Below are 21,740 nucleotides of genomic sequence, written 5' to 3' on the forward strand. Positions count from 1 at the left end.
TATGTGCCGGTCGATCAGTCCAGCACGACAATTTCCGCGGCGTCGAACTCCACACCGACCTCGTCCCCGACCTCGGGCGCGTGCCGCAGCGCACAGGCCGCTTCGAGGCGCGGCGCGCCCTGTGGCTGGAGGTGCACGGCGACGTGTGTGCCCTTGAACGTGCGTGCCGTGACCGTGCAGCGCAGCCCCGCCTCGGCGGCGACGAGCCGCACGCCGGCCGGCCGTACGAGCAGCGTCCGCGCCCCCTGTGCGGCGCCCTCGCCCACCGGCAGCTTGCCCCAGGGCGTGTCCGCGGCCTCGCCTGCGACGGTGCCCTCGACCACGTTGTCGAACCCGAGGAAACGCGCCACGAACTCGTCCACGGGCCGCTGCCACACCTCCAGCGGCGTCCCGGCCTGGGCGATCCGCCCGTCCCGCATCACCACGACCCGGTCGGCGAGCGCGAAGGCCTCGCCCTGGTCGTGCGTCACGGCCAGCACCGTGGTGCCCAACCGTCCGAACAGCTCCCGGAGTTCGACCACAAGGCGCTCCCGCAGCGAGCGGTCGAGCTGCCCCAGCGGCTCGTCCAGCATCAGCAGCCGCGGCCGGGGCGCGAGCGCACGGGCCAGCGCCACGCGTTGCTGTTCCCCGCCGGAGAGGGCGGCGACGGCCCGGCGGGCGGCACCCGGCAGTCCGACCAGGTCGAGCAACTCCCGTACCCGCTCGGCCTGTTCACCCTTCGAGGCACCGTGCATGCGCGCCCCGAAGGCCACGTTGCCGCCGACGTCCCGCTGCGGGAACAGCTGATGGTCCTGGAACATCAGCCCCACGCCCCGCTTGTGCGCGGGCACCCCCGCCTGGTCCCGGCCGTCGAGCGACACCCGTCCGGCATCGAGGGGTTGCAGCCCCGCCACCGCCCGCAGCAGCGTCGACTTGCCGCTGCCGCTCGGCCCGAGCACGCACACGATCTCGTGCTCGGCGACATCGAGGTCGACGCGGTCCAGCACGGGCCGCCCGTCGAACCGTACGGTCGCACCCGCCAGCCTCAACAGCATCTAGAACTCCCCCGTCCGATCCGTGCGGAGCCGCTCCAGGACCAGCAGCGCCACCGCGCACACCACCATCAGTACCGTCGAAAGGGCCATCGCCTGGCCGTAGTTGAGTTCACCGGCCCGCCCCAGCAGCCGCGCCACGGCGACCGGCAGCGTCGGGTTGTCGGGCCGCGCGATGAACACGGTCGCCCCGAACTCCCCGAGCGACACAGCGAAGGCGAACCCGGCGGCGATCAGCAGGGCCCGCCGCACCATCGGCAGATCCACCTCACGCCAGACCCGCCAGGGCGAGGCCCCCAGCACCGAGGCCGCCTCGCGCAGCCGCTGGTCCACGGCCCGCAGCACGGGCAGCATGGTGCGTACGACGAAGGGCACCCCGACCAGCGCCTGGGCCAGCGGCACGAGGATCCACGAGCTGCGGAGATCGAGCGGCGGCTCGTCCAGGGCGATCAGGAACCCGAACCCGACCGTCACCGCCGACACCCCGAGCGGCAGCATCAACAGCGCGTCGAAGCCCCGTACGAACCGGCCCGCGTCCCGTCGGGTCAGCGCGGCCGCGGCCAGCCCGCCGATCAGCACGGCGATGAGGGTGGCGACGACGGCGTACTGGAGCGAATTGCCGATCGCCTCGATCGGGGCCACCAGGAAGACCCCACCATCAGCGCTGGTCAGCGCCCGGTAGTAGCCGAAGTCGGGCGCGTCCAGGGAGCGCTGCACCAGCACGGCCAGCGGCAGCAGCAGGAGTACGACGATGACGGCCAGGACGCCGGCCAGCAGCGCCCACTGCCCCGCCCCGCGCGGCCGACGCGCGGTCACCGACGCGTCCACCAGGCGCAGGGCGCTCTCCCGCCGCCGTACCGTCCAGGCGTGCACGGCGAGGATCGCGCCCACCGCCAGGAACTGGATGATCGTCAGGACGGCGGCCGTGGACAGGTCGAAGATCTCGGACGTCTGCCGGTAGATCTCCACTTCGAGGGTCGAGAAGGTCGGCCCGCCGAGGATCTGGACGACACCGAAGGAGGTGAAGGTGAACAGGAAGACCATGAGCGCGGCGGCGGCCACGGCGGGCCCGAGGGCCGGGAGGGTGACGGTCCGCCATGCGGTGAGCCGGGACGCCCCGAGCATCCGCGCGGCCTCCTCCTGCCGCGGGTCGAGCTGCGACCAGAGCCCGCCGACGGTCCGTACGACGACGGCGTAGTTGAAGAAGACGTGCGCGAGCAGGATGGCCCACACGGTGGTGTCGAGCCGTACGCCCCACAGCTCGTCGAGGAGCCCGCCGCGGCCGAGGAGCGCGAGGAACGCCGTACCGACGACGACCGTCGGCAGCACGAAGGGGACGGTGACGACGGCCCGCAGGATCTGCTTGCCGGGGAAGTCGAAGCGGGCGAAGACGTAGGCGCCCGGCAGCGCGATCAGCAGGGTCAGCGCGGTGGACGCGAGCGCCTGCCAGGTGGTGAACCACAGGACGTGCCGGATGTCGGACTGCCCGAGCACGTCCGTGATACGCCCGAGCTGCCAGGCCCCGTCGACGTTCAGACCGCGCGCGACGATCGCGGCGACGGGGTAGGCGAAGAAGACCGCGAAGAACGCGACGGGCACGGCGACGAGGCCGAGCCGCACCGCCGCGCTCCGCGCGCGTCCCTTACCCGCCGGGACCGCTTCGGCTACTTCAGTACGAGCGAGGTCCACGACTTGACCCAGTCGTCACGGTTGTCGGCGATCTTCTCGGGGGCCATGGTCTCGGGATCCTTGGCCTGGGGACCGTACTTCGTGAACTCCGGCGGCACCTGGGCGCCCTTCCGTACCGGGTAGACGAACATGTTGAGCGGCATGTCGTCCTGGAACGTCTTGGTGAGCAGGAAGTCGAGAAGCGCCTTGCCGCCCTCGGCGTTCCCGGCGTTGCTGAGCAGGCCCGCGTACTCGACCTGGCGGAAGCAGGTGCCGGTCGCGACACCGGTGGGCGCGGTGGTCGGCTTCGGGTCGGCGTAGATCACCTCGGCGGGCGGCGAGGAGGCGTACGACACGACGAGCGGCCGGTCGGCCTTGGCCTTCCTGCCGCCGGCGGAGCCGGAGAACTCCTCGTTGTACGCCTGCTCCCAGCCGTCGACGACCTTGACGCCGTTGGCCTTCAGCTTCTCCCAGTAGTCCGCCCAGCCGTCGTCGCCGTACCTCGCGGCGGTGCCGAGCAGGAAGCCGAGGCCGGGCGAGGACGTGGAGGCGTTCTCGGTGACGAGGAGGTTCTTGTACGCGGGCTTGACCAGATCGTCGAAGGAGCTGGGCGGGGCCAGCTTGTGCTCGGTGAAGTACGCCTTGTCGTAGTTGACGCAGATGTCGCCGGTGTCGATCGGCGTGACCCGGTGCTGGTCCTGGTCGACCCGGTACTCGGGCAGCACGAGATCCGAGCCCTTCGGCTCGTACGACTGGAACAGCCCGTTGTCGAGCGCCCGCGAGAGCAGGGTGTTGTCGACGCCGAAGAAGACGTCGCCCTGGGGGTTGTCCTTGGTGAGGATGGCCTTGTTGACGGCCTGCCCGGCGTCGCCGTCCTCCAGGACCCTGACCTTGTACCCGGACTGCTTCTCGAAGGCGGCGAGGACGTTCTTCGACACGGCCCACGAGTCGTGGGCGACGAGCGTGACGGTCTTGGAGCCGGAACCGGAACCGCCGGACTCGGAACCTTTGGAGCCGGACGACGACCCGCACGCGGACAGACCGACCATGCCGAGGCCCACGACGACAGCCGCGAACCGCTTGTGGGTGATGCTCACTGAATTCCTCCTGGGTGACCAGGAAGAGACGCGGCCCTGCCCAGGACCTCCGGGGTCCCGGGCAGGGCGCAACAGCTTGAGTAGTGACCGAACTTCCTACCCAGAATGACCTGGGCAAGGTTCAGAGGGTCTGCGGCCCGATTGCCGCACTCTCAGCGCTGTGGCGCTCCCCTGTCGGAATATGAAGATGTACTTACGGCGGTCTTACGGTGGCCAGACTACCGCTCGGTCGCGGCGAGCTGCCCGCACGCTCCGTCGATCTCCTGACCACGGGTGTCCCGGATCGTCACCGGCACACCATGGGCGGCGATGGCCTCGACGAACGCCTTCTCGTCCTCGGGCCGGGAGGCGGTCCACTTCGACCCGGGCGTCGGGTTCAGCGGAATCAGGTTCACATGCACCGGCTTGCCCTTGAGCAGCCGCCCGAGCCGGTCACCACGCCATGCCTGGTCGTTGATGTCCCGGATGAGGGCGTACTCGATCGACAGCCGCCGTCCGCTCTTCCCGACGTACTCGAACCCGGCGTCGAGCACCTCACGCACCTTCCAGCGCGTGTTCACGGGCACCAGGGTGTCGCGCAGCTCGTCGTCGGGCGCGTGCAGCGAGATCGCGAGCCGGCACTTGAAGCCCTCGTCGGCGAACCGGTGGATGGCCGGGACGAGCCCGACGGTGGAGACGGTGATGCCGCGCTGGGAAAGCCCGAGCCCGTCCGGCTCCGGATCGGTGAGCCGCCGGATGGCCCCCACGACCCGGTTGTAGTTGGCGAGCGGCTCCCCCATGCCCATGAAGACGATGTTGGAAAGCCGGGCGGGCCCGCCCGGGACCTCGCCATCCCGGAGCGCCCGCATCCCGTCCACGATCTGATGGACGATCTCGGCGGTCGACAGATTCCGGTCCAGCCCCGCCTGCCCGGTCGCACAGAACGGGCAGTTCATCCCGCACCCCGCCTGCGAGCTGATGCACATGGTCACCCGGTCCGGGTACCGCATCAGCACCGACTCGACGAGCGTCCCGTCGAACAGCCGCCACAGCGTCTTGCGCGTGTCGCCCTGGTCCGTCGACAGATGCCGTACGACGGTCATCAGCTCGGGGAAGAGCTCCTCCCGCAGCTTGGCACGGGCCCCGGCGGGGATGTCGGTCCACTGCTCCGGGTCGTGCGTGTACCGCGCGAAGTAGTGCTGCGAGAGCTGCTTGGCACGAAACGGCTTCTCGCCGATCGCGGCGACGATGTCCTTGCGCTCACCGGGGGTGAGATCGGCAAGGTGCCGCGGCGGCTTCTTGGCTCCGCGGGGGGCTGCGAATGTGAGTTCTCCGGGTGCAGGCATAACTCTCCCAGTGTCGCAGATCCACTTGGGTGACCTGCGGGTGCGGCTGGCTACGGCTGTCGTTAGTAGCCGTCACCGGTCGCCGCTGACCACCCTCGGACGGCCCAGAGACGGCCCAGGTTCGATCACGCGTCGGCTCCCTGCCACTCGTCGAGCCGGACCCTGACCTGGTGGTTGCGGTCGTCGTGCCAGTAGACCTCACCGCTGGCCAAGGCCCCGAGGGCCGGAAGCTCCACCCCCAGCGGCATGCGCGTGATCTCCGCCGGCGCGATGGCGTCCGGCACGCCGTCCATACGCATCAAGACCCCGAAAGGCCGGCGACCGACGACCTCTCCGGTGATCTTGCTCCCCGCGGACTGGGCCGTGACAGTTGCCACCCAGCGAGCCTGAAAGCGGACGGCTGCGTTTAGTGGCCAGCAACGATTTTCCAGCGTGTGGCACGTAGTCGACACGGAGCAGGGCTCAGGGCCGGCGGTGTCAGGCGATGCAGGCGCACGCGGGTCAGTACGTCGGGAGCGCTCCTCGGTGCACGCTTTCCAACTGTGCTGGTGGGCTCAGGGACCGCGTACGGAGGCGTTCACCTGCGTTCATGGGCGGCTGGCCGGTGAGCAGCAGTGGGCCTCTGGCCCCGGCTGGAGGTCCGTGAACGGCGCTGGATGAGACGGAAACCGCGACCGGCGTCGGCCGGGTCGTCCGGCGGGGCCGGAGCTGATGATGACGGCGTATGCCGTCTCCGGCCGAGTCCGGACTCACGCCTCCTGCGTGGCGTCGATCTCGGCGATCAGGGCCTCGATGCGCTTGTGGATCTCGTCGCGGATGGGGCGGACGGCCTCGACGCCCTTGCCCGCGGGGTCTTCCAGGGCCCAGTCGAGGTACTTCTTGCCGGGGAAGATCGGGCAGGCGTCGCCGCAGCCCATGGTGATGACGTAGTCGGAGGCCTGGACGGCCTCGGTGGTGAGGACCTTCGGCTGGGCCGCGGAGATGTCGATGCCGACCTCGTGCATGGCCTCGACGGCGGAAGGGTTGACCTGGTCGCCGGGGATGGAGCCGGCGGAGCGGACCTCGATCCGGTCGCCCGCGAGGTGGCTGAGGAATCCGGCGGCCATCTGGGAGCGCCCTGCGTTGTGGACGCAGACGAACAGCACGGAGGCGAGCGGGCTGGAGGACATCGGTTCTTCCTTCGTGAATGGATCAAGCGGGTTGTGCAGGGGGTGGGTTCAGGTGCTCGGCAGGGAGGCGAGGAGTTCGGTGATGTGGGCGTCGATCTCGTCGCGGATGTGGCGGATGTGGCGGACGACGGCGATCGGGGCGCCCTCGGGGTCGGTGACCGGCCAGTCCAGGTATCGACGGCCCGGCAGCACGGGGCAGGCGTCCCCGCATCCCACCGTGATGACGATGTCGGCCGCCTGCACGACCTCGTCGGTCAGCGGCTTGGGGAACGCGTCCGCAAAGTCCGCACCGGCCTCGGTGAGCGCCTGGGCGACGACCGGTTCGACCTCGGCCGCAGGGTCTGTGCCCGCGGAGGAGACGACCACGTGTCCGCCCGCGCGGTGGGCGAGGAGGGCGGCGGCCATTTGAGAGCGGCCGGCGTTGTGGCTGCACACGAACGGCACCCGGGGCAGGCCGCACCCCGGTGCGCCCTCGATGTGGGCGAGGGCGTCCAAGCGCTCGGTTGCCAGGTGCTCGGCCAGCACCACCAGGTGAGTACGGACCCGGGCGTGCTCGGCCAGCCGCTCGTAGGAGTCGATGACCAGGCGCTGGATCGTCTCGGCGGAGAAGCGTCCGCGGTAGTGCAGGGCGAGGCGGGCTATGCCGGACGCTAGGCGGTCGTCGGGCAGGACGGGGGGCGGGGATGCGGTCATGGGAACCCCCTTCGCGGCATGGGTCCCCACGGGCGTGGGGAGACGGGTCCCAAAGATCAGCCCAGGCTGGTATCAGTCCGGAGTGATGTGAGATTATCAGCCCATGCTGACGTCAGTCGACACTGATCTGTTGCGGGTTCTCGCGGACCCGCTCCGCCTCCAGATCGTCACCCTGCTCGCCAAGGAGACGCTCTGCACCACGCACCTGATCGAGGAGACGGGGGCCAGACAGACCAACCTCTCCAACCACCTGAAGGTGCTGCGCGAGGCCGGGGTCGTGGAGACCGAGCCGTGCGGCCGGTTCACCTACTACCGGCTCAAGCCCGACGTCATCGCCTCCCTCGCGGGCCAGTTCGCCGACTTGGCGGAGACCGCGCGCACCACCGCCGAGAACAACGTCAAGCGGTCCTGCCCCTGATCCCCGCCCCTGCGGCGACCTGCACCGAGGAGTCCAGTTGACCGCCACCGAGGCTGCCGAGCACGACAGAGCCGAGGAATCCCCGATAGCCCCCGACGTGGTCGCGACCGACCCGCAGCCCGCTCCGGGCGCCACCCCGCCCCAGGCACCGCCACTGCTCGCCCGGGCCGCGGCCGAACTGGTCGGCACCGCGGCACTCGTGGCGGTGGTGGTCGGCTCCGGCATCCAGGCAACCGAACTCACCGAGGATGTCGGCCTGCAACTGCTCGCGAACTCCACGGCCACCGTCTTCGGCCTGGGCGTGCTGATCCTGCTGCTCGGCCCGGTGTCCGGCGCGCACTTCAATCCCGCCGTCACCCTCGCCGAGTGGTGGAACGCTCGCCGCGGCGGCCCCGGTGTGACGTTGCGGGAGGCCGCTGTCTACGTCCCGACCCAGATCGTCGGTGCCATCGCGGGCGCGATCCTGGCCGACGCGATGTTCGGCGAACCGCTGGTGAAGTGGTCCACCCACGACCGCTCGGCCGGGCACCTGCTGCTGGGCGAGGTCGTCGCGACGGCCGGGCTGATCCTGCTGATCTTCGGCCTGGCCCGCACCGACCGCCTCCGCTTCGCCCCCGTCGCGGTCGCCTCCTACATCGGCGCCGCGTACTGGTTCACCTCGTCCACGTCCTTCGCCAACCCGGCCGTGACGATCGGCCGTGCGTTCACCGACACGTTCGCCGGCATCGCCCCGGGCTCGGTCGTGGGCTTCATCGGCATGCAACTCGTCGGCGCCGTGGTCGGCTTGGCGCTCGTGGCCCTAATCTTCCTTCCCGGCCGGACAGCCGCCGAGTGACGCGTACGTCGCAGCGGTAACTGGCGGCGCATCCTTCATGATCGCGAGGAGATGACGACATGGACTCGGGGCTGATCGCACCAGTCGTCTTCGCCGCCGCCCTGGCGATCGGCACCGCGGTCACCGAACTCCGGTCTCCGGGCTCCGCCCGCGTCACATGGGGCGTCGCCCGCGACCGGACGGCGGTCGCCGCGGGTGCCGTAGTGATGATGGTCGTCACGGTGACGGGCGGGAGTTGGTCGGGCCTGGCCTGGGGCGTGCTGGCCGGGACGCTGACCGGGCACCTCGTTCACCGGGCACGCCCCCGCGACCGGTAGCCCTGGGCGCCGGTTGCCTTCAGATGGCTGAACGCTGTGGGGCCCGCTGTCCCGAACCGCAACCACCACCGGCGGTACTGATGTACGCGCCGCGCGGCAATTGAGCCACCCCGACACTGCGAGCGTGGCAGCCCACGGCTATGGCGATCAGGCCGCGGTCGGCCCGGCCTTGATCAGCAGCTGCCCCATCGCCGCGAGGACTGTCGGCTCGACTCGGTAGTAGACCCAGGTGCCGCGCCGCTCGGACGTGAGCAGCCCGGCTTCCTTGAGCTTCTTCAGGTGGTGGGAGACGGTCGGCTGGGAGACGCCTACGTCGGAGATGTCGCACACACAAGCCTCGCCGCCCTCGTGCGAGGCCACAGCCGAGAACAGCCGAAGCCGCACCGGGTCGCCGAGCGCCTTGAACATCCGCGCGGCCGTCTCGGCCTCCTCCGCGGTGAAAGGCCGCTCGGTGACCGGTGGGCAGCACGGCGCCGCAGCCTCGCCGGGGGCGGGTTCCAGCAGCGGTAGCACCTTCGTATTCGACATACATCTATGTTGACACATGTCGAACTAACGATGCGAGGGTCCGTCGGCCCCAGGCCCTGGAGAGGTGGCGTGTCCGAGCGCCGCTACGCCTGCCCACCCCATGCCGAGCTACAGATTCGATGAATGTCTATGTTGACGCTTGTCGATACAGGTGTAATGCTTGGCAGCGCAAGAGATCGACGGATGTCGAAGCAAAGGGGAATCTCGTGAACGCGCTCACCGCCGACCAGCTGCCCGTCGTGGTCATCGGCGCCGGACCTATCGGCCTGGCTGCCGCTGCCCATCTCGTCGAGCGCGGCATTGAACCCCTGGTCCTGGAGACCGGCCCAACGGCTGGCAGCGCTGTGCGCGAGTGGTCGCACGTTCGGTTGTTCTCGACCTGGGGCGAGCTCATCGACCCGGCCGCCGAGAAACTCCTGGCCCCGACTGGCTGGGTCCGCCCCGACGCGTCCACCTACCCGACCGGCGGCGACTGGGCCGAGCGCCACCTCCAGCCGCTCGCCGACGTCCTCGGCGACAAGGTCCGCTACGGCGCCACGGTGACCGGCGTCGCCCGCGCCGGCCGCGACCGCATCGTCGACTCCGGCCGCGACGAGCAGCCCTTCACCGTGCATGTCGAGACCTCGGACGGGCGCGAGGAGCGGATCACCGCACGCGCCGTCATCGATGCCTCCGGCACCTGGTCCGTCCCGAGCCCGATGGGCGCCGACGGCCTGCCCGCCCTCGGCGAGAAGACCGCTGCCGACCGCATCGCCTACCGCGTTCCCAACCTGAGTGACCCGGCTGTTCGCGCCCGGTACGCGGGCAAGCGCACCGCCGTCGTCGGCTCGGGCGCCTCCGCCTTCACCGCCCTCGCCCTCCTCGCCGACCTCGCGAAGGAGAACGACGGCACACACGCGGTGTGGATCCTGCGCCGCGGAATCAGCGACAACACGTACGGCGGCGGCGAGGCCGACCAGCTCCCCGCCCGCGGCGCACTCGGCCTGCGCGCCAAGGCAGCCGTCGAAGCCGGCCACGCGAGCGCCGTCACCGGCTTCCGTTCACAGGCCGTGGAACGCGACGGCGACCGGCTCGTCATCGTCGCGGAGGACGGCCGCCGCCTCGACCCGGTCGACGAGGTCATCGTCCTCACCGGCTTCCGCCCCGACCTGTCCTTCCTCTCAGAGCTCCGACTCGGCCTCGACGAGCGCCTCCAGGCCCCGACTGCACTCGCGCCGCTCATCGACCCCAACCTCCACTCCTGCGGCACGGTCTACCCGCACGGCGTCAACGAACTCTCCCACCCGGAACAGGGCGTCTACCTGGTCGGCATGAAGTCCTACGGCCGCGCCCCGACGTTCCTCGCCATGACCGGCTACGAGCAGGTGCGCTCCATCACCGCCTCGCTCGCAGGCGACCAAGAGGCCGCCGAGCGCGTCGAACTCACCCTCCCGGAAACGGGCGTGTGCGGCGGCGCGGGTCTGTTCGACGAGCCGGAGAACGCCGAGGAGTCCGGCGGTGGATGCTGCGCCGCCCCCACCACTCTCCAGATCGGAGTTGGCGCCCCGGCATCCACGTCGGGCGGCTGCTGACCCCACACCTGCACAAGGAGGATCGCCATGTCCCGCGTACAGCTGGCCCTGCGAGTCCCGGATCTCGACGCGTCCATTGCCTTCTACAGCCGACTCTTCGGCACCGAGCCCGCCAAACTCCGCGACGGCTACGCCAACTTCGCCATCGCCGAGCCCCCGCTCAAGCTCGTCCTGATCGAAGGCACCCCGGACGAGGACACCCGCCTGGACCACCTCGGCGTCGAGGTGGAGTCGACGGAGGCCGTTCACGCCGCCACCGCCCGCCTGAGTGACGCCGGCCTGGCGACGACCGAGGAGAACGACACCACCTGCTGCTACGCCCTCCAGGACAAAGTCTGGGTCCACGGCCCTGGCCAGGAGCCCTGGGAGGTCTACGTCGTCAAGGCCGATGCCAACTCCCTGGCCAAGCAGCAGGGCAGCACCTGCTGCACCTCGGCCTCGGCCGACACCGGCTCGAAGGAACCGGTCACTGCGGGCGGCTGCTGCTGATCCGGCGTTGACCGACCTTCACACCAGCGAGGCCGTGACCGGCAGGCCGCGCGCGGGGAGCGGAGCGAGCCGCCTTGATGAAGTAGGGAAATTCATGAAATAGGGAAAGTTCTATCCCGCTGAGATGAGGCGCCTGCCGTCGTGGCTCCGCACATGCGGGCCGTTGCCGTCCAATGCGTCCGCAGATCAAATTTCCTGCCCTGCGGCTGAAGTCCCGAGTGGTGGTCGCTGATGGTCATCGCCTGTCGTCGCCGGCCACCCTCGGACGGCCCGCAGACGGCCCGGCTCCCCCTGGGGGACGAGCCATCCATGCAGGTAGAAACCTTCGCACGCCACGAACAGAGCACTGGCAGGCAAGCTCCAGGGCCCCTGTCCTCTCCAGTTGACGTCGGGGTACGCTCAGCGCTTTCTGGAAGAGCGGGGTGAACGGCCCACTCAACCAGGAGGAGCACACCATGGCGCAACCGGTAAGTCGGCCAGCGATCAGCGCTGAGCAGTTCAGCCGGGTGTGCGACGAGATTCGGAGCACGGCGGTGCCCGATCAGGACGCTCAGTCCATCCGGGACTGTGCTCTGCGCATCGTGCAAACCCTGGGCCTGGCGCTGTCCACGGACGACCTGAGCAGGCTCCTCACCGAACTCATGGCCCCTGGGGCGGCCCCACCCCCGGAGAGCCCTCGGTACCTGACCCGAGACGAGATCCTGGACAGGCGCGACGAACAGCCAGGAGAAGATGAAGGCCAGGTCAGGTAGCCCGGCCGTGACGCTCCGGGCGTGAACCCTCCTCCGCTGGTCGGAGCCGGGATCACCGTTCGCGGAGTACCTCGGGGCGGCCTAGGCTGAGATCAAGGGCCCTCGAGTGAAGGGAACCTTGAGATGCATTTCGTCCTGATCGCGACCCACACTCCGGAAGTCTGTCCGACCTCCAACGCGACAACGCGCGACCTGATGCTGCAGGCCGCCCCTGACATCCCGAACCTGGCCCAGAAGGCAGGCGTCGAGATCGTGGCCGGCCCCTTCGTCAACCGTGAACACACGATTGTCATGGTCGTACAGTCCGAGAAAGTCGAGAACGTCGACCGCTTGCTGATGGAGACTCGCCTCCCCCACTGGAACCGTGTCCGCGTACTGCCGTCGCTGACCATGGAGGAAGGACTCAACGACATCGAAGCGCAGACGCCGATCTTCTGACCCACCCGCTCAGGCACGCGACCGGTGCTTCGGTGGGGGCGCCGAGATGCGCCATCGCACTGACGCCATCAGCGCAGACGAACGCTGTCGGTCCCGCCTTTCGCGCTCTTCTGGCCGCGTGCCTCCGCCTTGTGGACCGCTCCTCGCGCTCGGGCGACGTCTCATCGATCACGGGGTAACCGGTCCAGGCCCTGCCCGCCGGGAGCACAGACCGGCGAGAAGCCCTAGTCGACCGTCTCGTCCTGCGATCTGGGAGTGCGCCCGAAGAGGTCCCTACCGATGACCGGGACGTCGATCGGTAGCCTGACCTGCACTTTGAGGTCGGTCATCGCGGCCAGCGGTTTCAGGTCGAGTGGTTCGTCGGCGGTGAAGCGGGAGCGCTCCACGGCGCGCAGGGTGAGTCGCAGATCACGGAGCGCGGGGAACGTCTCCCCCTCCTCCAAGGTCTCCATGTGCTGATGGCGTCCAGCGCGGCCGGGGGGAAGTGCTCGGCGCCGAGTGAAAGGCGGCGCAACGGCAGAGCAGCGAGTGCCGACAGATCCGTGACCCGGGAACAATGCGGGGCGAGCAGTACACCGGTGCCCTGGTCCTTGCCGAGCACGGCCACCACACGCTCGGCGGATGGGCGGCCGGGGCGGCTTGGGCGCCTCCTTGACATGCCGGGGCTTCGCTCCTTCCACGGAAGGGAGTTGGGGGGCCGATCGTCCTGGACAAGAACCGGTCAACCACGGTGCGGCGACGGTATGGGCGCGCCGGCTGCTCTCGTCACTGGACGAGCTGAACAAGGCCGGCCGGCAACTGGGTGGCTACTGGGGACGAGGCGACGTGGGGGACGACGAGCCCATCAGGCCTTGCCGTAGCCCGCCGCCATCCTGGCGCCGTCAGCCTGACCGCCGTCGCCCTGACCGCCGGGCTCGTCACCGGCTGCGACCTCGGCGCCAAGTCCCTCGGGGACTGCTTTCAGCAGGCCGACGTGATCGCCGGCGCGCGGAAGGGCGATCAGTTCGACGCGAGGGTACGTCTGCCCGTCGTAGGGGCGGTACGGCTAGCCGTTCGTGCGTTCCAGCCTCTCCTTGAGGAGTCGCTCGTCACGCGGGAGTTCCTTGCGGACCTGCGGTCGGACGACGAGGGGCACCAGTACCTTGCCGAAGCCGTGCCCCTCGAAGTCGATGTCGATCGTCACTCGGGAGCGGCGGCCGCCGTCGAGCGGCTCGATCTCACCGTGGGTGCGGGGCCTCACGGGGCCGTCGATCCCGTGCAGATCCCAGCTGTGCGGAGGGTCGAGCTCGTCGAACTCCACGGTCATCGGAACCTCGCGGGTGCCGACGCGCCGGGTGACCCGGACCCGGGAGCCGGTGTGGATCGGCCCTTCGTCGAGCGGTTCGGCCGAGACGGCGCTCAGCTGCCACTCCGGCAGATGGGACGGCTCGAGGACATACGCGTAGACCTCGTCCGGTGTGCGGTCGACATCGATGGTTTCTCGGATGATGGCCATGACGACCCCCTTTGCGGCGCCTTGAGGGCATACACCGGAATCGTCCCACCGGACGCCCCGGGACACCATCGCACGCCTCGCACCACGCGCCTCACGCCTCACGCCACGCACTTCGCGCGACGCATCACGCGTCTCTCGCCTCGCGCCACGACCCGCCCCACACGCGCAGGAGCCCCCACTCGGCAAGAGCGAGGGCTCCTCAGGTCGGCCAATCCGTCAGCCGGACCCCACGAACAGCACCAACAGCAACCACACCACCGGCGCCGTGGGCAACAGCGAGTCCAGCCGGTCCATGATCCCGCCGTGCCCCGGCAGCAGCGTGCCCATGTCCTTGATGCCCAGGTCCCGCTTGATCATCGACTCGCCGAGGTCACCGAGCGTGGCGCTGGCCGCGACCGCGAGGCCCAGGAGCAGGCCCTGCCACCAGGTGCCGTCGTCGATCAGGAACTGCATGCACAGCGCGCCCGCCACCATCGCGAAGCTCACCGCGCCGAGCAGGCCCTCGCGGGTCTTGCCGGGGCTGATGCGCGGAGCGAGCTTGTGCTTGCCGAAGCGCCAGCCGACGGCGTACGCCCCGGTGTCGCTGACGACCGTCAGGAGCAGGAACGTCAGGACACGCCAGGCCCCGTCGTCGGCCGTCAGCATCATCGCGACGAACGTCGCCAGGAACGGCACGTAGAACGCCGCGAAGACGCCCGCGGTGACGTCCTTGAGGTAGCCCTCCGGTGGCTCCGTCATCCGCCAGACCAGTACGGCCAGCGCGGTCAGCGCCATCGACACCCAGGCGCCCTCGGCACCCCGGGCGTACCCGGCGATCACCATGGCCGCGCCGCCGATCGCGAGCGGCACGAGGGGCGCCTTGATGCCCTTGCGCTCATCGAGCCGCTTGGTCAGCTCCCACAGACCCACGACGACGGCGACCGCGACGACACCGACGAACACGGCCTTGACGACGAACAGGGAAGCGACGATCACCACGCCGAGCGCGACACCGACTCCTATGGCCGCACCCAGGTCGCGCCCCGCGCTCTTCTTCTGCGGCGGGGGCGCCGGCTGCGAGGCGTCGGACATGGGCTCCGGATTCTGCGGCGCCACCTCGGAGGGCCGCGCCTGCGGCGTGTCGTACGGCCGCACAGGGGGCGGCTGTTCGCGGAACAAGGGGCCGCTCAGCCGAGCGGCCCCCCGGTCGTCATCCTGGTCTCCGCCATACGCGGGTCCGTCGGGCACGATGGGCATGGGGCGAGTCTGCTGCGCCTCAGGCGCATCGTACGCGGGACCCGCCGGGGCAGCCCCCTGGACAGGTCCACGTGCGGCGGCCCCCCAGTAACCGGCTTGCCCGGCTTGTGGCGGTGCCCCCCAGGAAGAGTCGTTCATCAGACCTCGAGCAGCTCCGCTTCCTTGTGCTTGAGGAGCTCGTCCACCTGCGCGACGTACTTGTGCGTGGTGTCCTCGAGCTCCTTCTCAGCACGGCGGCCCTCGTCCTCGCCGATGTCGCCGTCCTTGATCGCCTTGTCGATGGCCTCCTTGGCCTTGCGGCGGACGGAGCGGATGGACACGCGCGCGTCCTCGGCCTTGCCCTTGGCGACCTTGATGTAGTCGCGGCGGCGCTCCTCGGTGAGCTCGGGGAACACCACCCGGATGATGTTGCCGTCGTTGCTCGGGTTGACGCCGAGGTCGGAGTCACGGATGGCCTGCTCGATGTTGCGCAGGGCCGTCTTGTCGAACGGGGTCACTACCGCCATGCGCGGCTCCGGCACGGAGAACGAAGCCAGCTGGTTGATCGGCGTCGGCGCGCCGTAGTAGTCGGCCACGATCTTGTTGAACATCGCCGGGTGCGCACGGCCGGTGCGGATCGCGGCGAAGTCCTCCTTGGCGACCACGACGGCCTTCTCCATCTTCTCCTCGGCCTCGAGGAGGGTCTCTTCGATCACCACTTGCTCCTGCGTGTCTTGAGTAAAGGCCCGGCTGCGGTTCCTGGGTGGGGGCGGCGGCCGGCTGCGTCGCGTCTTCTTCCTGCACGGTTCCCGACCGGCAGGACATTGTCCATCCCCCGGTCAGGGTCCGCCCCGTCCGTCCCCCGGACGGGTTCGTTGTCGGAGTTGTCGGAGCGTCAGCCCCGACCGCCCTGCTCACCCACAAGCGTGCCGATCTTCTCACCCTTGACGGCGCGGGCGATATTGCCCTCCGCCAGAAGCTCGAAGACGAGGATCGGGAGCTTGTTGTCGCGGCACAGCGTGACCGCCGTGGCGTCGGCGACCTTGAGGTCGCGGGTGATGACCTCGCCGTAGCCGAGGGAGTCGAACTTGACGGCGTCCGGGTTGGTCTTCGGGTCGGAGTCGTAGACCCCGTCCACGCCGTTCTTGCCCATCAGCAGCGCTTCGGCGTCGATCTCCAGGGCGCGCTGGGCGGCGGTGGTGTCGGTGGAGAAGTACGGCATGCCCATACCGGCGCCGAAGATGACCACGCGGCCCTTCTCCAGGTGCCGTACGGCGCGCAGCGGGATGTACGGCTCGGCGACCTGGCCCATGGTGATGGCGGTCTGCACCCGGGAGTCGATCCCCTCCTTCTCCAGGAAGTCCTGGAGGGCGAGGCAGTTCATCACGGTGCCGAGCATGCCCATGTAGTCGGAGCGGGCACGGTCCATGCCGCGCTGCTGGAGTTCGGCGCCGCGGAAGAAGTTGCCGCCGCCGATGACGACCGCGACCTCCGCGCCGTCGCGGACGACGGCGGCGATCTCGCGGGCGATCTTGTGCACCACGTCCGGGTCGACGCCGAGGCCGCCACCACCGGAGAAGGCCTCTCCGGACAGCTTCAGCAGAAACCGGCCGCGTACTTTGCCGTCGTCGCTCTTCTGGGCCTTGGTGGTCATCGAGATCCCGCCTTTGATACGTGGTGCACATACGAAGAAGGCCATTGCCGGTTGGGGCGTGTTTCGCATCCCATGCGCGGCAATGGCCTCCTCGTCAGATCTGCTGTCGTCCGTCACGCGCGCGTACGTGGTGACGGCGTCCGCGGACGACTTCCCTCGACCTTATCGGGGTCGGGCGTCGATCGCGGTACGGACTCAGATGCCGACCTTGATGCGCGAGAAGCGCTTCAGGGTGACACCGGCCTCGTCCAGAACCTTCTGGACGGACTTCTTGTTGTCGAGCGCGTACGGCTGGCCGAGCAGCGTGGCGTCCTTGAAGAAGCCGTTGAGGCGACCCTCGACGATCTTCGGCAGGGCGGCCTCGGGCTTGCCCTCGGCGCGGGTGGTCTCCTCGGCGACGCGACGCTCGGACTCGACGACCTCGGCCGGCACGTCGTCCTTGGAGAGGTACTTCGGCGCGAAGGCGGCGATGTGCTGGGCGACGCCCTTGGCGACCTCGGCGTTCGGCTTGTCCAGCTCGACGAGGACACCGATCTGCGGGGGCAGGTCGGGCATCGTGCGGTGCATGTACGCGAGCACGAAGCCGTCGCTGTACTGCGCGAAGCGGTCCAGGACGATCTTCTCGCCCAGGTTGGCGTTGGCCTCGTCCACGAACGCCTGGACGGTCTTGCCGGCCTCGATCTCGGAGGCGAGCAGCGCCTCGATGTCGGCCGGGGAGGTCTTGGCGACGTGCTCGGCGATCGCGGTGGCGACGGCCTGGAACTTGTCACCCTTGGCGACGAAGTCCGTCTCGCACTTCAGCTCGACGAGGACACCGGAGGAGTTGTCGTCAGCGATGATCGAGACCACAGCGCCGTTCTCGGCGGAGCGGCCCTCGCGCTTGGCGACGCCCTTCTGGCCCTTGATGCGGAGCGCCTCGACGGCCTTCTCGACGTTGCCCTCGGCCTCGTCCAGCGCCTTCTTGCAGTCCATCATGCCGGCGCCGGTGAGCTCACGGAGCTTCTTGACGTCAGCGGCGGTGTAGTTCGCCATGAGTCTGTGAATCTTTCTCGAAGTCTGGAAGATCGAAGATCTACGGGGTCTACGGCCCCCATGAAGGCGGGAGCCGCTGACCTTCCGTCGACCTACGGGTGAACGGCGGGAGCGGACTTTATGTCACCGCTCCCGCCGTCAACGCTGACGGTGTCAGGCCTGCTCGCCCTCGGCGGCCGGAGCCTCAGCCGCGGGGGCCTCGGCGGCGGGAGCCTCGGCAGCGGGGGCCTCGGCGGCCGGAGCCTCAGCGGCAGGGGCCTCGGCGGCGGCCGGGGCCTCGTCGGCCTTCTTCTCACCCTCGAGCAGGTCGCGCTCCCACTCGGCGAGCGGCTCGCCCGCGGCCTTCTCACCCTTGTCGCCGGTGGCGACGCCGGAGCGGGCGATGAGGCCCTCGGCGACGGCGTCGGCGATCACGCGGGTGAGCAGGGTGACGGAGCGGATCGCGTCGTCGTTGCCCGGGATCTTGTAGTCGACCTCGTCGGGGTCGCAGTTGGTGTCGAGGATCGCGACGACCGGAATGTTGAGCTTCCGGGCCTCACCAACCGCGATGTGCTCCTTCTTGGTGTCCACGATCCAGACGGCGCTGGGCACCTTCTGCATCTCGCGGATACCGCCGAGGGTCTTCTCCAGCTTGGCCTTCTCGCGCGAGAGCACGAGAAGCTCCTTCTTGGTCAGACCGGACGCGGCGACGTCCTCGAAGTCGATCTGCTCGAGCTCCTTGAGGCGCTGCAGACGCTTGTAGACGGTCGAGAAGTTGGTGAGCATGCCGCCCAGCCAGCGCTGGTTGACGTAGGGCATGCCGACGCGGGTGGCCTGCTCGGCGATGGCCTCCTGCGCCTGCTTCTTCGTACCGACGAACATGACCGTGCCGCCGTGGGCGACGGTCTCCTTGACGAACTCGTAGGCGCGGTCGATGTACGACAGCGACTGGAGCAGGTCGATGATGTAGATGCCGTTGCGCTCCGTGAAGATGAAGCGCTTCATCTTCGGGTTCCAACGACGGGTCTGGTGACCGAAGTGGACGCCGCTTTCCAGCAGCTCCCGCATCGTGACGACGGCCATGGCCGTATCTCCTTGAATGTTCTCGGTTGTGCCGCGGATGCCGGACGGCTTCCGCGCCTGACGCCCACATGCGCCGTGCCACGAAGGACCGAGGGGCGCTGACACGGGCCGTTTCCGGTTGCCGTGTCGGGGCGTGCGAAGTCGACCCGGTGACCCGGATCGCCAGAAGAAGTGTACGGGACCCGCGAGGTGCCGGGTGACGCCGCTGTCCACAACCCGTGAGTTGTCCACAGATCCCGGTCATGATCGGCCGGGGTGCGGGACGGTACGGCCATGCGAGAGATGCGATGCGCGAGGACTACGGCGAGGACGGCGAGGGCCTTCGGGCGGCTGCTGTTGCTGCTGCTCCTGACGGCGGCCGTCCTGCTGGCCCCGGCCCCACGACTGGCCCCGACCGCCCTGAGCACGCCCACCGCACCGGCCCCGGATCTCCCGGATCCCCCGGTGCCGGCGGTCGGACGAGCCTGGCCCGTGGGAGTACGTCCCCCGATCCTCCGCGGCTGGGACCCCCCGGCGACCCCGTACGGCCGCGGCCACCGTGGCGTGGACCTCGCCGCCCCGGCCGGGACGCCGGTACGGGCTGTGGCGGCGGGGCGGGTGTCCTACGCGGGCCGGGTGGCGGGCAAGGGGGTTGTGTCGGTGGAGCTGACGGGGACGGGAGATCCACCGTTGCGGGTGACGTACGAGCCGGTGCGGGTGTCGGTGAAGAAGGGCGACGAGGTGGAGGCGGGGGAGGTCGTGGGGACGGTCGAGGAGAGTGGCTCGCACTGCGCGGGGACGTGCGTGCACTGGGGCTTGCGGAGAGGCGCGACGTACCTGGATCCGCTGTCCCTCCTGCCCCCATGGCTGCTGCGCAGGGGGCCGTCGAGGCTGCTTCCGGTACTGGGGGTGCCCTTGCCGCCGTGAGCGGCGTTGCCCGCGATACCCGCCTTGCCGTTGCCGTCTGGGCGACGTTGCCACCGTGATCGGCGTTCCCGCCGACGCCCGCCCTGCCGTGACCGCTGTGAGCGGCGACGTCGGCGACTCTCGCCCTGTCGCAGGCGAACCGGTCGGCCGAGCCGCGGGCAGTCGTGCCGCTGGGGCGGCTCCCGACCCAAAGAGGCGGCAGAGGCGGCGCCCGCGTCGGCGCCGGGCTGCGCGACCCGCTCCGGTCGGGCCTCCGACCCACCCTGGTCGGCCCAGCGCCGCGGACCTACCGCCACCGGACGGCGCAACCCACCCGCGTCGGCGCCCGCCGAACCTCAGCCCCGAACGCCCCGCAACGCCATCGAGACAGCCGCATCCGTGATCGCCGCAGGCTCCTCCGCCGCCCCCAGCTCGATCCGCCGCACCGCCGCGTCCACGACGCCCTGCAACAGCATCGCCGCCAGCCGCGGCTCCGCGTGCCCCATCTCCGCCAGCGCCTCGACGATCATCGCGACCAGCCCGCCGTGCGCCGCCCGGATCTTCTCCCGGGCTCCGGCGTCCAGCTCACTCGCCGAGATCGCCACCACTGCCCGATGCCGCCGGTCCCCGACCAGCGCGAGCTGCTGCCGCACATACGCCTCGATCTTGCCCTCGGCCGTGGCCTCCCGCTCCATCGCCGCCGAGACATCCGCGGCCCATACCGGAAAGTCGACCTCGCACAGCTCCTCGACCACGGCGGCCCGGGAGCGGAAGTACTCGTACACGGACGATCGCGCGAGGCCCGTCCGCTCGGCGAGAGCCGGGAAGGTCAGCGCCTCCGTCCCGCCCTCGGACAACAGGGAACGAGCCGCGTCCAGCAGGGCGGCTCGCTGCATCGACCGGTGCTCGGCCACGGAGGCCGCTCGAATCCTTGGCACATCGACCACTCTACGGACGCACCACCGCCGACGGGAGTCTCTACGCCCAACCCCGCACGCGTCCCGCCAGGTCAACGGCCGAAGCCGGCCAGCTTCGCGCGCAGCTGGAGCACGGACTTGGTGTGGATCTGGCTCACCCGGCTCTCGGTCACGCCCAGCACGTTCCCGATCTCGGCCAGCGTGAGTCCCTCGTAGTAGTACAGCGTCACCACGGTCTTCTCCCGCTCGGGCAAGGTGTTGATCGCCCGCGCCAGAAACCGCCGCAGCTCCCGGTCCTCGGCCACCTCCACGGGGTTGTCCGCGGCGGTGTCCTCCAGCGTGTCCATGACGCTCAGCCCGTCGCCGCCCTCGCCGCCGACGTGCAGCAACTCCTCCAGGGCCACCACGTTGGCCAGCGACAACTGGCTGAAGACCGCGTGGAGTTCGTCCACCGCGATCCCCATCTCGACGGCCACCTCCGCCTCCGTCGGCGTGCGCCGCAGCCGCGCCTCCAGCGTCGCGTACGCCCGCTCCACGTTGCGCGCCTTCTGCCGCACCGACCGCGGGATCCAGTCCAGGGCCCTGAGCTCGTCGATCATCGCGCCGCGGATCCGCGTGATCGCGTACGTCTCGAACTTGATCTCCCGGTCGATGTCGAACTTCTCGATCGCGTCGATGAGCCCGAAGACCCCGGAGGACACGAAGTCGGCCTGCTCCACGTTGGGCGGCAGGCCGACGCTCACCCGGCCCGCCACGTACTTGACGAGCGGCGAGTAGTGCAGGATCAGCTGCTCGCGCAACCGCTCGTCCCCCGTCGCCTTGTACGACCGCCACAGCTCGTCGAGCGTCGAGGGAGCGGGCGGCCGCACGCTGCCACCGTCACGGGCGGCTGGGGGGATCGCCGCCCGGTCGGACCCGGAGGTGTGCTGGGGCATTCGTCGCCTTGTGCCGTTCTGCCGTGAAGTGGGGGTGCCTGGTGGAGCTGTCGGTCTGATGTCGCGCTGGTGCCGTTCTGGGGACCTTCCGATGTCGAGGTGCCGGTCTGAGCCGGAATCCACGTGAGCGTAGCGTGACTGAAGTGTCGCGGTGCGCGAAGGGCGGAGCAGAAGCCGTGCGCAGATACGTTCCGCTGGACGTCCCGCCGGGTCA

General features: G+C 69.8%; 24 protein-coding genes. 7 read left to right on the forward strand and 17 right to left on the reverse strand.

What is annotated here, in order from left to right:
* Window positions 1-14: 14 nt before the first annotated feature.
* The 7 genes from ADK36_RS37560 to ADK36_RS37585 all read right to left on the reverse strand — a co-directional run bounded on the left by ADK36_RS37560 (window position 15) and on the right by ADK36_RS37585 (window position 6,983).
* A complete protein-coding gene (locus ADK36_RS37560) occupies window positions 15-1,034 on the reverse strand; it encodes an ABC transporter ATP-binding protein (protein ID WP_048580686.1) in 1,020 nt (339 codons plus the stop codon).
* Window positions 1,035-2,720, reverse strand: coding sequence for an ABC transporter permease (locus ADK36_RS37565; protein ID WP_048580685.1), 1,686 nt, complete (start codon window positions 2,718-2,720; stop codon window positions 1,035-1,037).
* A complete protein-coding gene (locus tag ADK36_RS37570) occupies window positions 2,696-3,748 on the reverse strand; it encodes a thiamine ABC transporter substrate-binding protein (protein ID WP_425315290.1) in 1,053 nt (350 codons plus the stop codon). The genes ADK36_RS37565 and ADK36_RS37570 overlap by 25 nt, the downstream gene beginning before the upstream one ends.
* Window positions 3,749-4,014: 266 nt before the next feature.
* Window positions 4,015-5,121: a 23S rRNA (adenine(2503)-C(2))-methyltransferase RlmN gene (gene rlmN / locus ADK36_RS37575; protein WP_048580684.1), complete on the reverse strand. Its 1,107-nt coding sequence runs from the start codon at window positions 5,119-5,121 to the stop codon at window positions 4,015-4,017.
* Window positions 5,122-5,246: 125 nt separating this feature from the next.
* The gene (locus tag ADK36_RS49240) at window positions 5,247-5,498 is read right to left on the reverse strand and encodes a hypothetical protein (protein WP_159391249.1); all 252 of its coding nucleotides are present in this window, start codon (window positions 5,496-5,498) and stop codon (window positions 5,247-5,249) included.
* A 372-nt stretch (window positions 5,499-5,870) separates the two neighbouring features.
* On the reverse strand, window positions 5,871-6,290 hold the full coding sequence (locus ADK36_RS37580; RefSeq protein ID WP_048580683.1) for an arsenate reductase ArsC: 420 nt from the start codon (window positions 6,288-6,290) through the stop codon (window positions 5,871-5,873).
* A 48-nt stretch (window positions 6,291-6,338) separates the two neighbouring features.
* Window positions 6,339-6,983, reverse strand: a complete 645-nt coding sequence (locus ADK36_RS37585) for a three-helix bundle dimerization domain-containing protein (protein ID WP_053200801.1) — start codon at window positions 6,981-6,983, stop codon at window positions 6,339-6,341.
* 103 nt (window positions 6,984-7,086) lie between these two features.
* On the opposite strand from ADK36_RS37585, the gene ADK36_RS37590 reads away from it, so the two are divergent.
* The 3 genes from ADK36_RS37590 to ADK36_RS37600 are packed head-to-tail and all read left to right on the forward strand — an operon-like array spanning window position 7,087 to window position 8,553.
* Window positions 7,087-7,401 (forward strand): ArsR/SmtB family transcription factor, encoded by a 315-nt coding sequence (locus ADK36_RS37590; RefSeq protein ID WP_048580681.1) that lies wholly within the window; start codon window positions 7,087-7,089, stop codon window positions 7,399-7,401.
* A 37-nt stretch (window positions 7,402-7,438) separates the two neighbouring features.
* Window positions 7,439-8,236, forward strand: a complete 798-nt coding sequence (locus ADK36_RS37595; protein ID WP_048580680.1) for an aquaporin — start codon at window positions 7,439-7,441, stop codon at window positions 8,234-8,236.
* Between the two features lie 59 nt (window positions 8,237-8,295).
* Window positions 8,296-8,553, forward strand: coding sequence for a hypothetical protein (locus ADK36_RS37600; protein WP_053200803.1), 258 nt, complete (start codon window positions 8,296-8,298; stop codon window positions 8,551-8,553).
* Between the two features lie 147 nt (window positions 8,554-8,700).
* Here ADK36_RS37600 and ADK36_RS37605 read toward each other — a convergent pair whose 3' ends face one another.
* Window positions 8,701-9,081, reverse strand: a complete 381-nt coding sequence (locus ADK36_RS37605) for an ArsR/SmtB family transcription factor (RefSeq protein ID WP_048580678.1) — start codon at window positions 9,079-9,081, stop codon at window positions 8,701-8,703.
* A 206-nt stretch (window positions 9,082-9,287) separates the two neighbouring features.
* On the opposite strand from ADK36_RS37605, the gene ADK36_RS37610 reads away from it, so the two are divergent.
* The 3 genes from ADK36_RS37610 (at window position 9,288) to ADK36_RS37625 (ending at window position 12,331) form a co-directional block, all read left to right on the forward strand.
* Window positions 9,288-10,652 (forward strand): NAD(P)-binding domain-containing protein, encoded by a 1,365-nt coding sequence (locus ADK36_RS37610; protein WP_053200805.1) that lies wholly within the window; start codon window positions 9,288-9,290, stop codon window positions 10,650-10,652.
* A 27-nt stretch (window positions 10,653-10,679) separates the two neighbouring features.
* Complete coding sequence (locus ADK36_RS37615) at window positions 10,680-11,141, forward strand: ArsI/CadI family heavy metal resistance metalloenzyme (RefSeq protein WP_048580676.1); 462 nt, start codon at window positions 10,680-10,682, stop codon at window positions 11,139-11,141.
* An 875-nt stretch (window positions 11,142-12,016) separates the two neighbouring features.
* Complete coding sequence (locus ADK36_RS37625) at window positions 12,017-12,331, forward strand: hypothetical protein (RefSeq protein ID WP_048580674.1); 315 nt, start codon at window positions 12,017-12,019, stop codon at window positions 12,329-12,331.
* 224 nt (window positions 12,332-12,555) lie between these two features.
* Here ADK36_RS37625 and ADK36_RS37630 read toward each other — a convergent pair whose 3' ends face one another.
* The 7 genes from ADK36_RS37630 to rpsB form a co-directional block, all read right to left on the reverse strand.
* Complete coding sequence (locus ADK36_RS37630; protein ID WP_048580673.1) at window positions 12,556-12,783, reverse strand: hypothetical protein; 228 nt, start codon at window positions 12,781-12,783, stop codon at window positions 12,556-12,558.
* 593 nt (window positions 12,784-13,376) lie between these two features.
* Window positions 13,377-13,826, reverse strand: coding sequence for an SRPBCC family protein (locus ADK36_RS37635; protein ID WP_048580672.1), 450 nt, complete (start codon window positions 13,824-13,826; stop codon window positions 13,377-13,379).
* Between the two features lie 216 nt (window positions 13,827-14,042).
* A complete protein-coding gene (locus ADK36_RS37640) occupies window positions 14,043-15,200 on the reverse strand; it encodes a phosphatidate cytidylyltransferase (RefSeq protein WP_048580671.1) in 1,158 nt (385 codons plus the stop codon).
* Window positions 15,200-15,757: a ribosome recycling factor gene (gene frr / locus ADK36_RS37645; RefSeq protein WP_030048938.1), complete on the reverse strand. Its 558-nt coding sequence runs from the start codon at window positions 15,755-15,757 to the stop codon at window positions 15,200-15,202. The genes ADK36_RS37640 and frr overlap by 1 nt, the downstream gene beginning before the upstream one ends.
* A gap of 179 nt (window positions 15,758-15,936) precedes the next feature.
* Window positions 15,937-16,695 (reverse strand): UMP kinase, encoded by a 759-nt coding sequence (pyrH, locus tag ADK36_RS37650; protein WP_030048937.1) that lies wholly within the window; start codon window positions 16,693-16,695, stop codon window positions 15,937-15,939.
* 195 nt (window positions 16,696-16,890) lie between these two features.
* Complete coding sequence (gene tsf / locus ADK36_RS37655) at window positions 16,891-17,727, reverse strand: translation elongation factor Ts (RefSeq protein ID WP_053200806.1); 837 nt, start codon at window positions 17,725-17,727, stop codon at window positions 16,891-16,893.
* 153 nt (window positions 17,728-17,880) lie between these two features.
* Complete coding sequence (rpsB, locus tag ADK36_RS37660) at window positions 17,881-18,789, reverse strand: 30S ribosomal protein S2 (RefSeq protein WP_030048935.1); 909 nt, start codon at window positions 18,787-18,789, stop codon at window positions 17,881-17,883.
* A 273-nt stretch (window positions 18,790-19,062) separates the two neighbouring features.
* Between rpsB and ADK36_RS37665 the strand changes: the two genes are divergently transcribed.
* Complete coding sequence (locus ADK36_RS37665; protein ID WP_199830340.1) at window positions 19,063-19,695, forward strand: murein hydrolase activator EnvC family protein; 633 nt, start codon at window positions 19,063-19,065, stop codon at window positions 19,693-19,695.
* A 335-nt stretch (window positions 19,696-20,030) separates the two neighbouring features.
* Here ADK36_RS37665 and ADK36_RS37670 read toward each other — a convergent pair whose 3' ends face one another.
* Both ADK36_RS37670 and whiG read right to left on the reverse strand, forming a co-directional pair.
* Window positions 20,031-20,588 (reverse strand): TetR/AcrR family transcriptional regulator, encoded by a 558-nt coding sequence (locus ADK36_RS37670; protein WP_030048933.1) that lies wholly within the window; start codon window positions 20,586-20,588, stop codon window positions 20,031-20,033.
* Window positions 20,589-20,683: 95 nt separating this feature from the next.
* The gene (whiG, locus tag ADK36_RS37675; RefSeq protein WP_003997555.1) at window positions 20,684-21,526 is read right to left on the reverse strand and encodes an RNA polymerase sigma factor WhiG; all 843 of its coding nucleotides are present in this window, start codon (window positions 21,524-21,526) and stop codon (window positions 20,684-20,686) included.
* Between the last annotated feature and the right edge of the window lie 214 nt (window positions 21,527-21,740).

Source organism: Streptomyces viridochromogenes, from assembly GCF_001270495.1.
Lineage (GTDB): Bacteria > Actinomycetota > Actinomycetes > Streptomycetales > Streptomycetaceae > Streptomyces > Streptomyces viridochromogenes_A.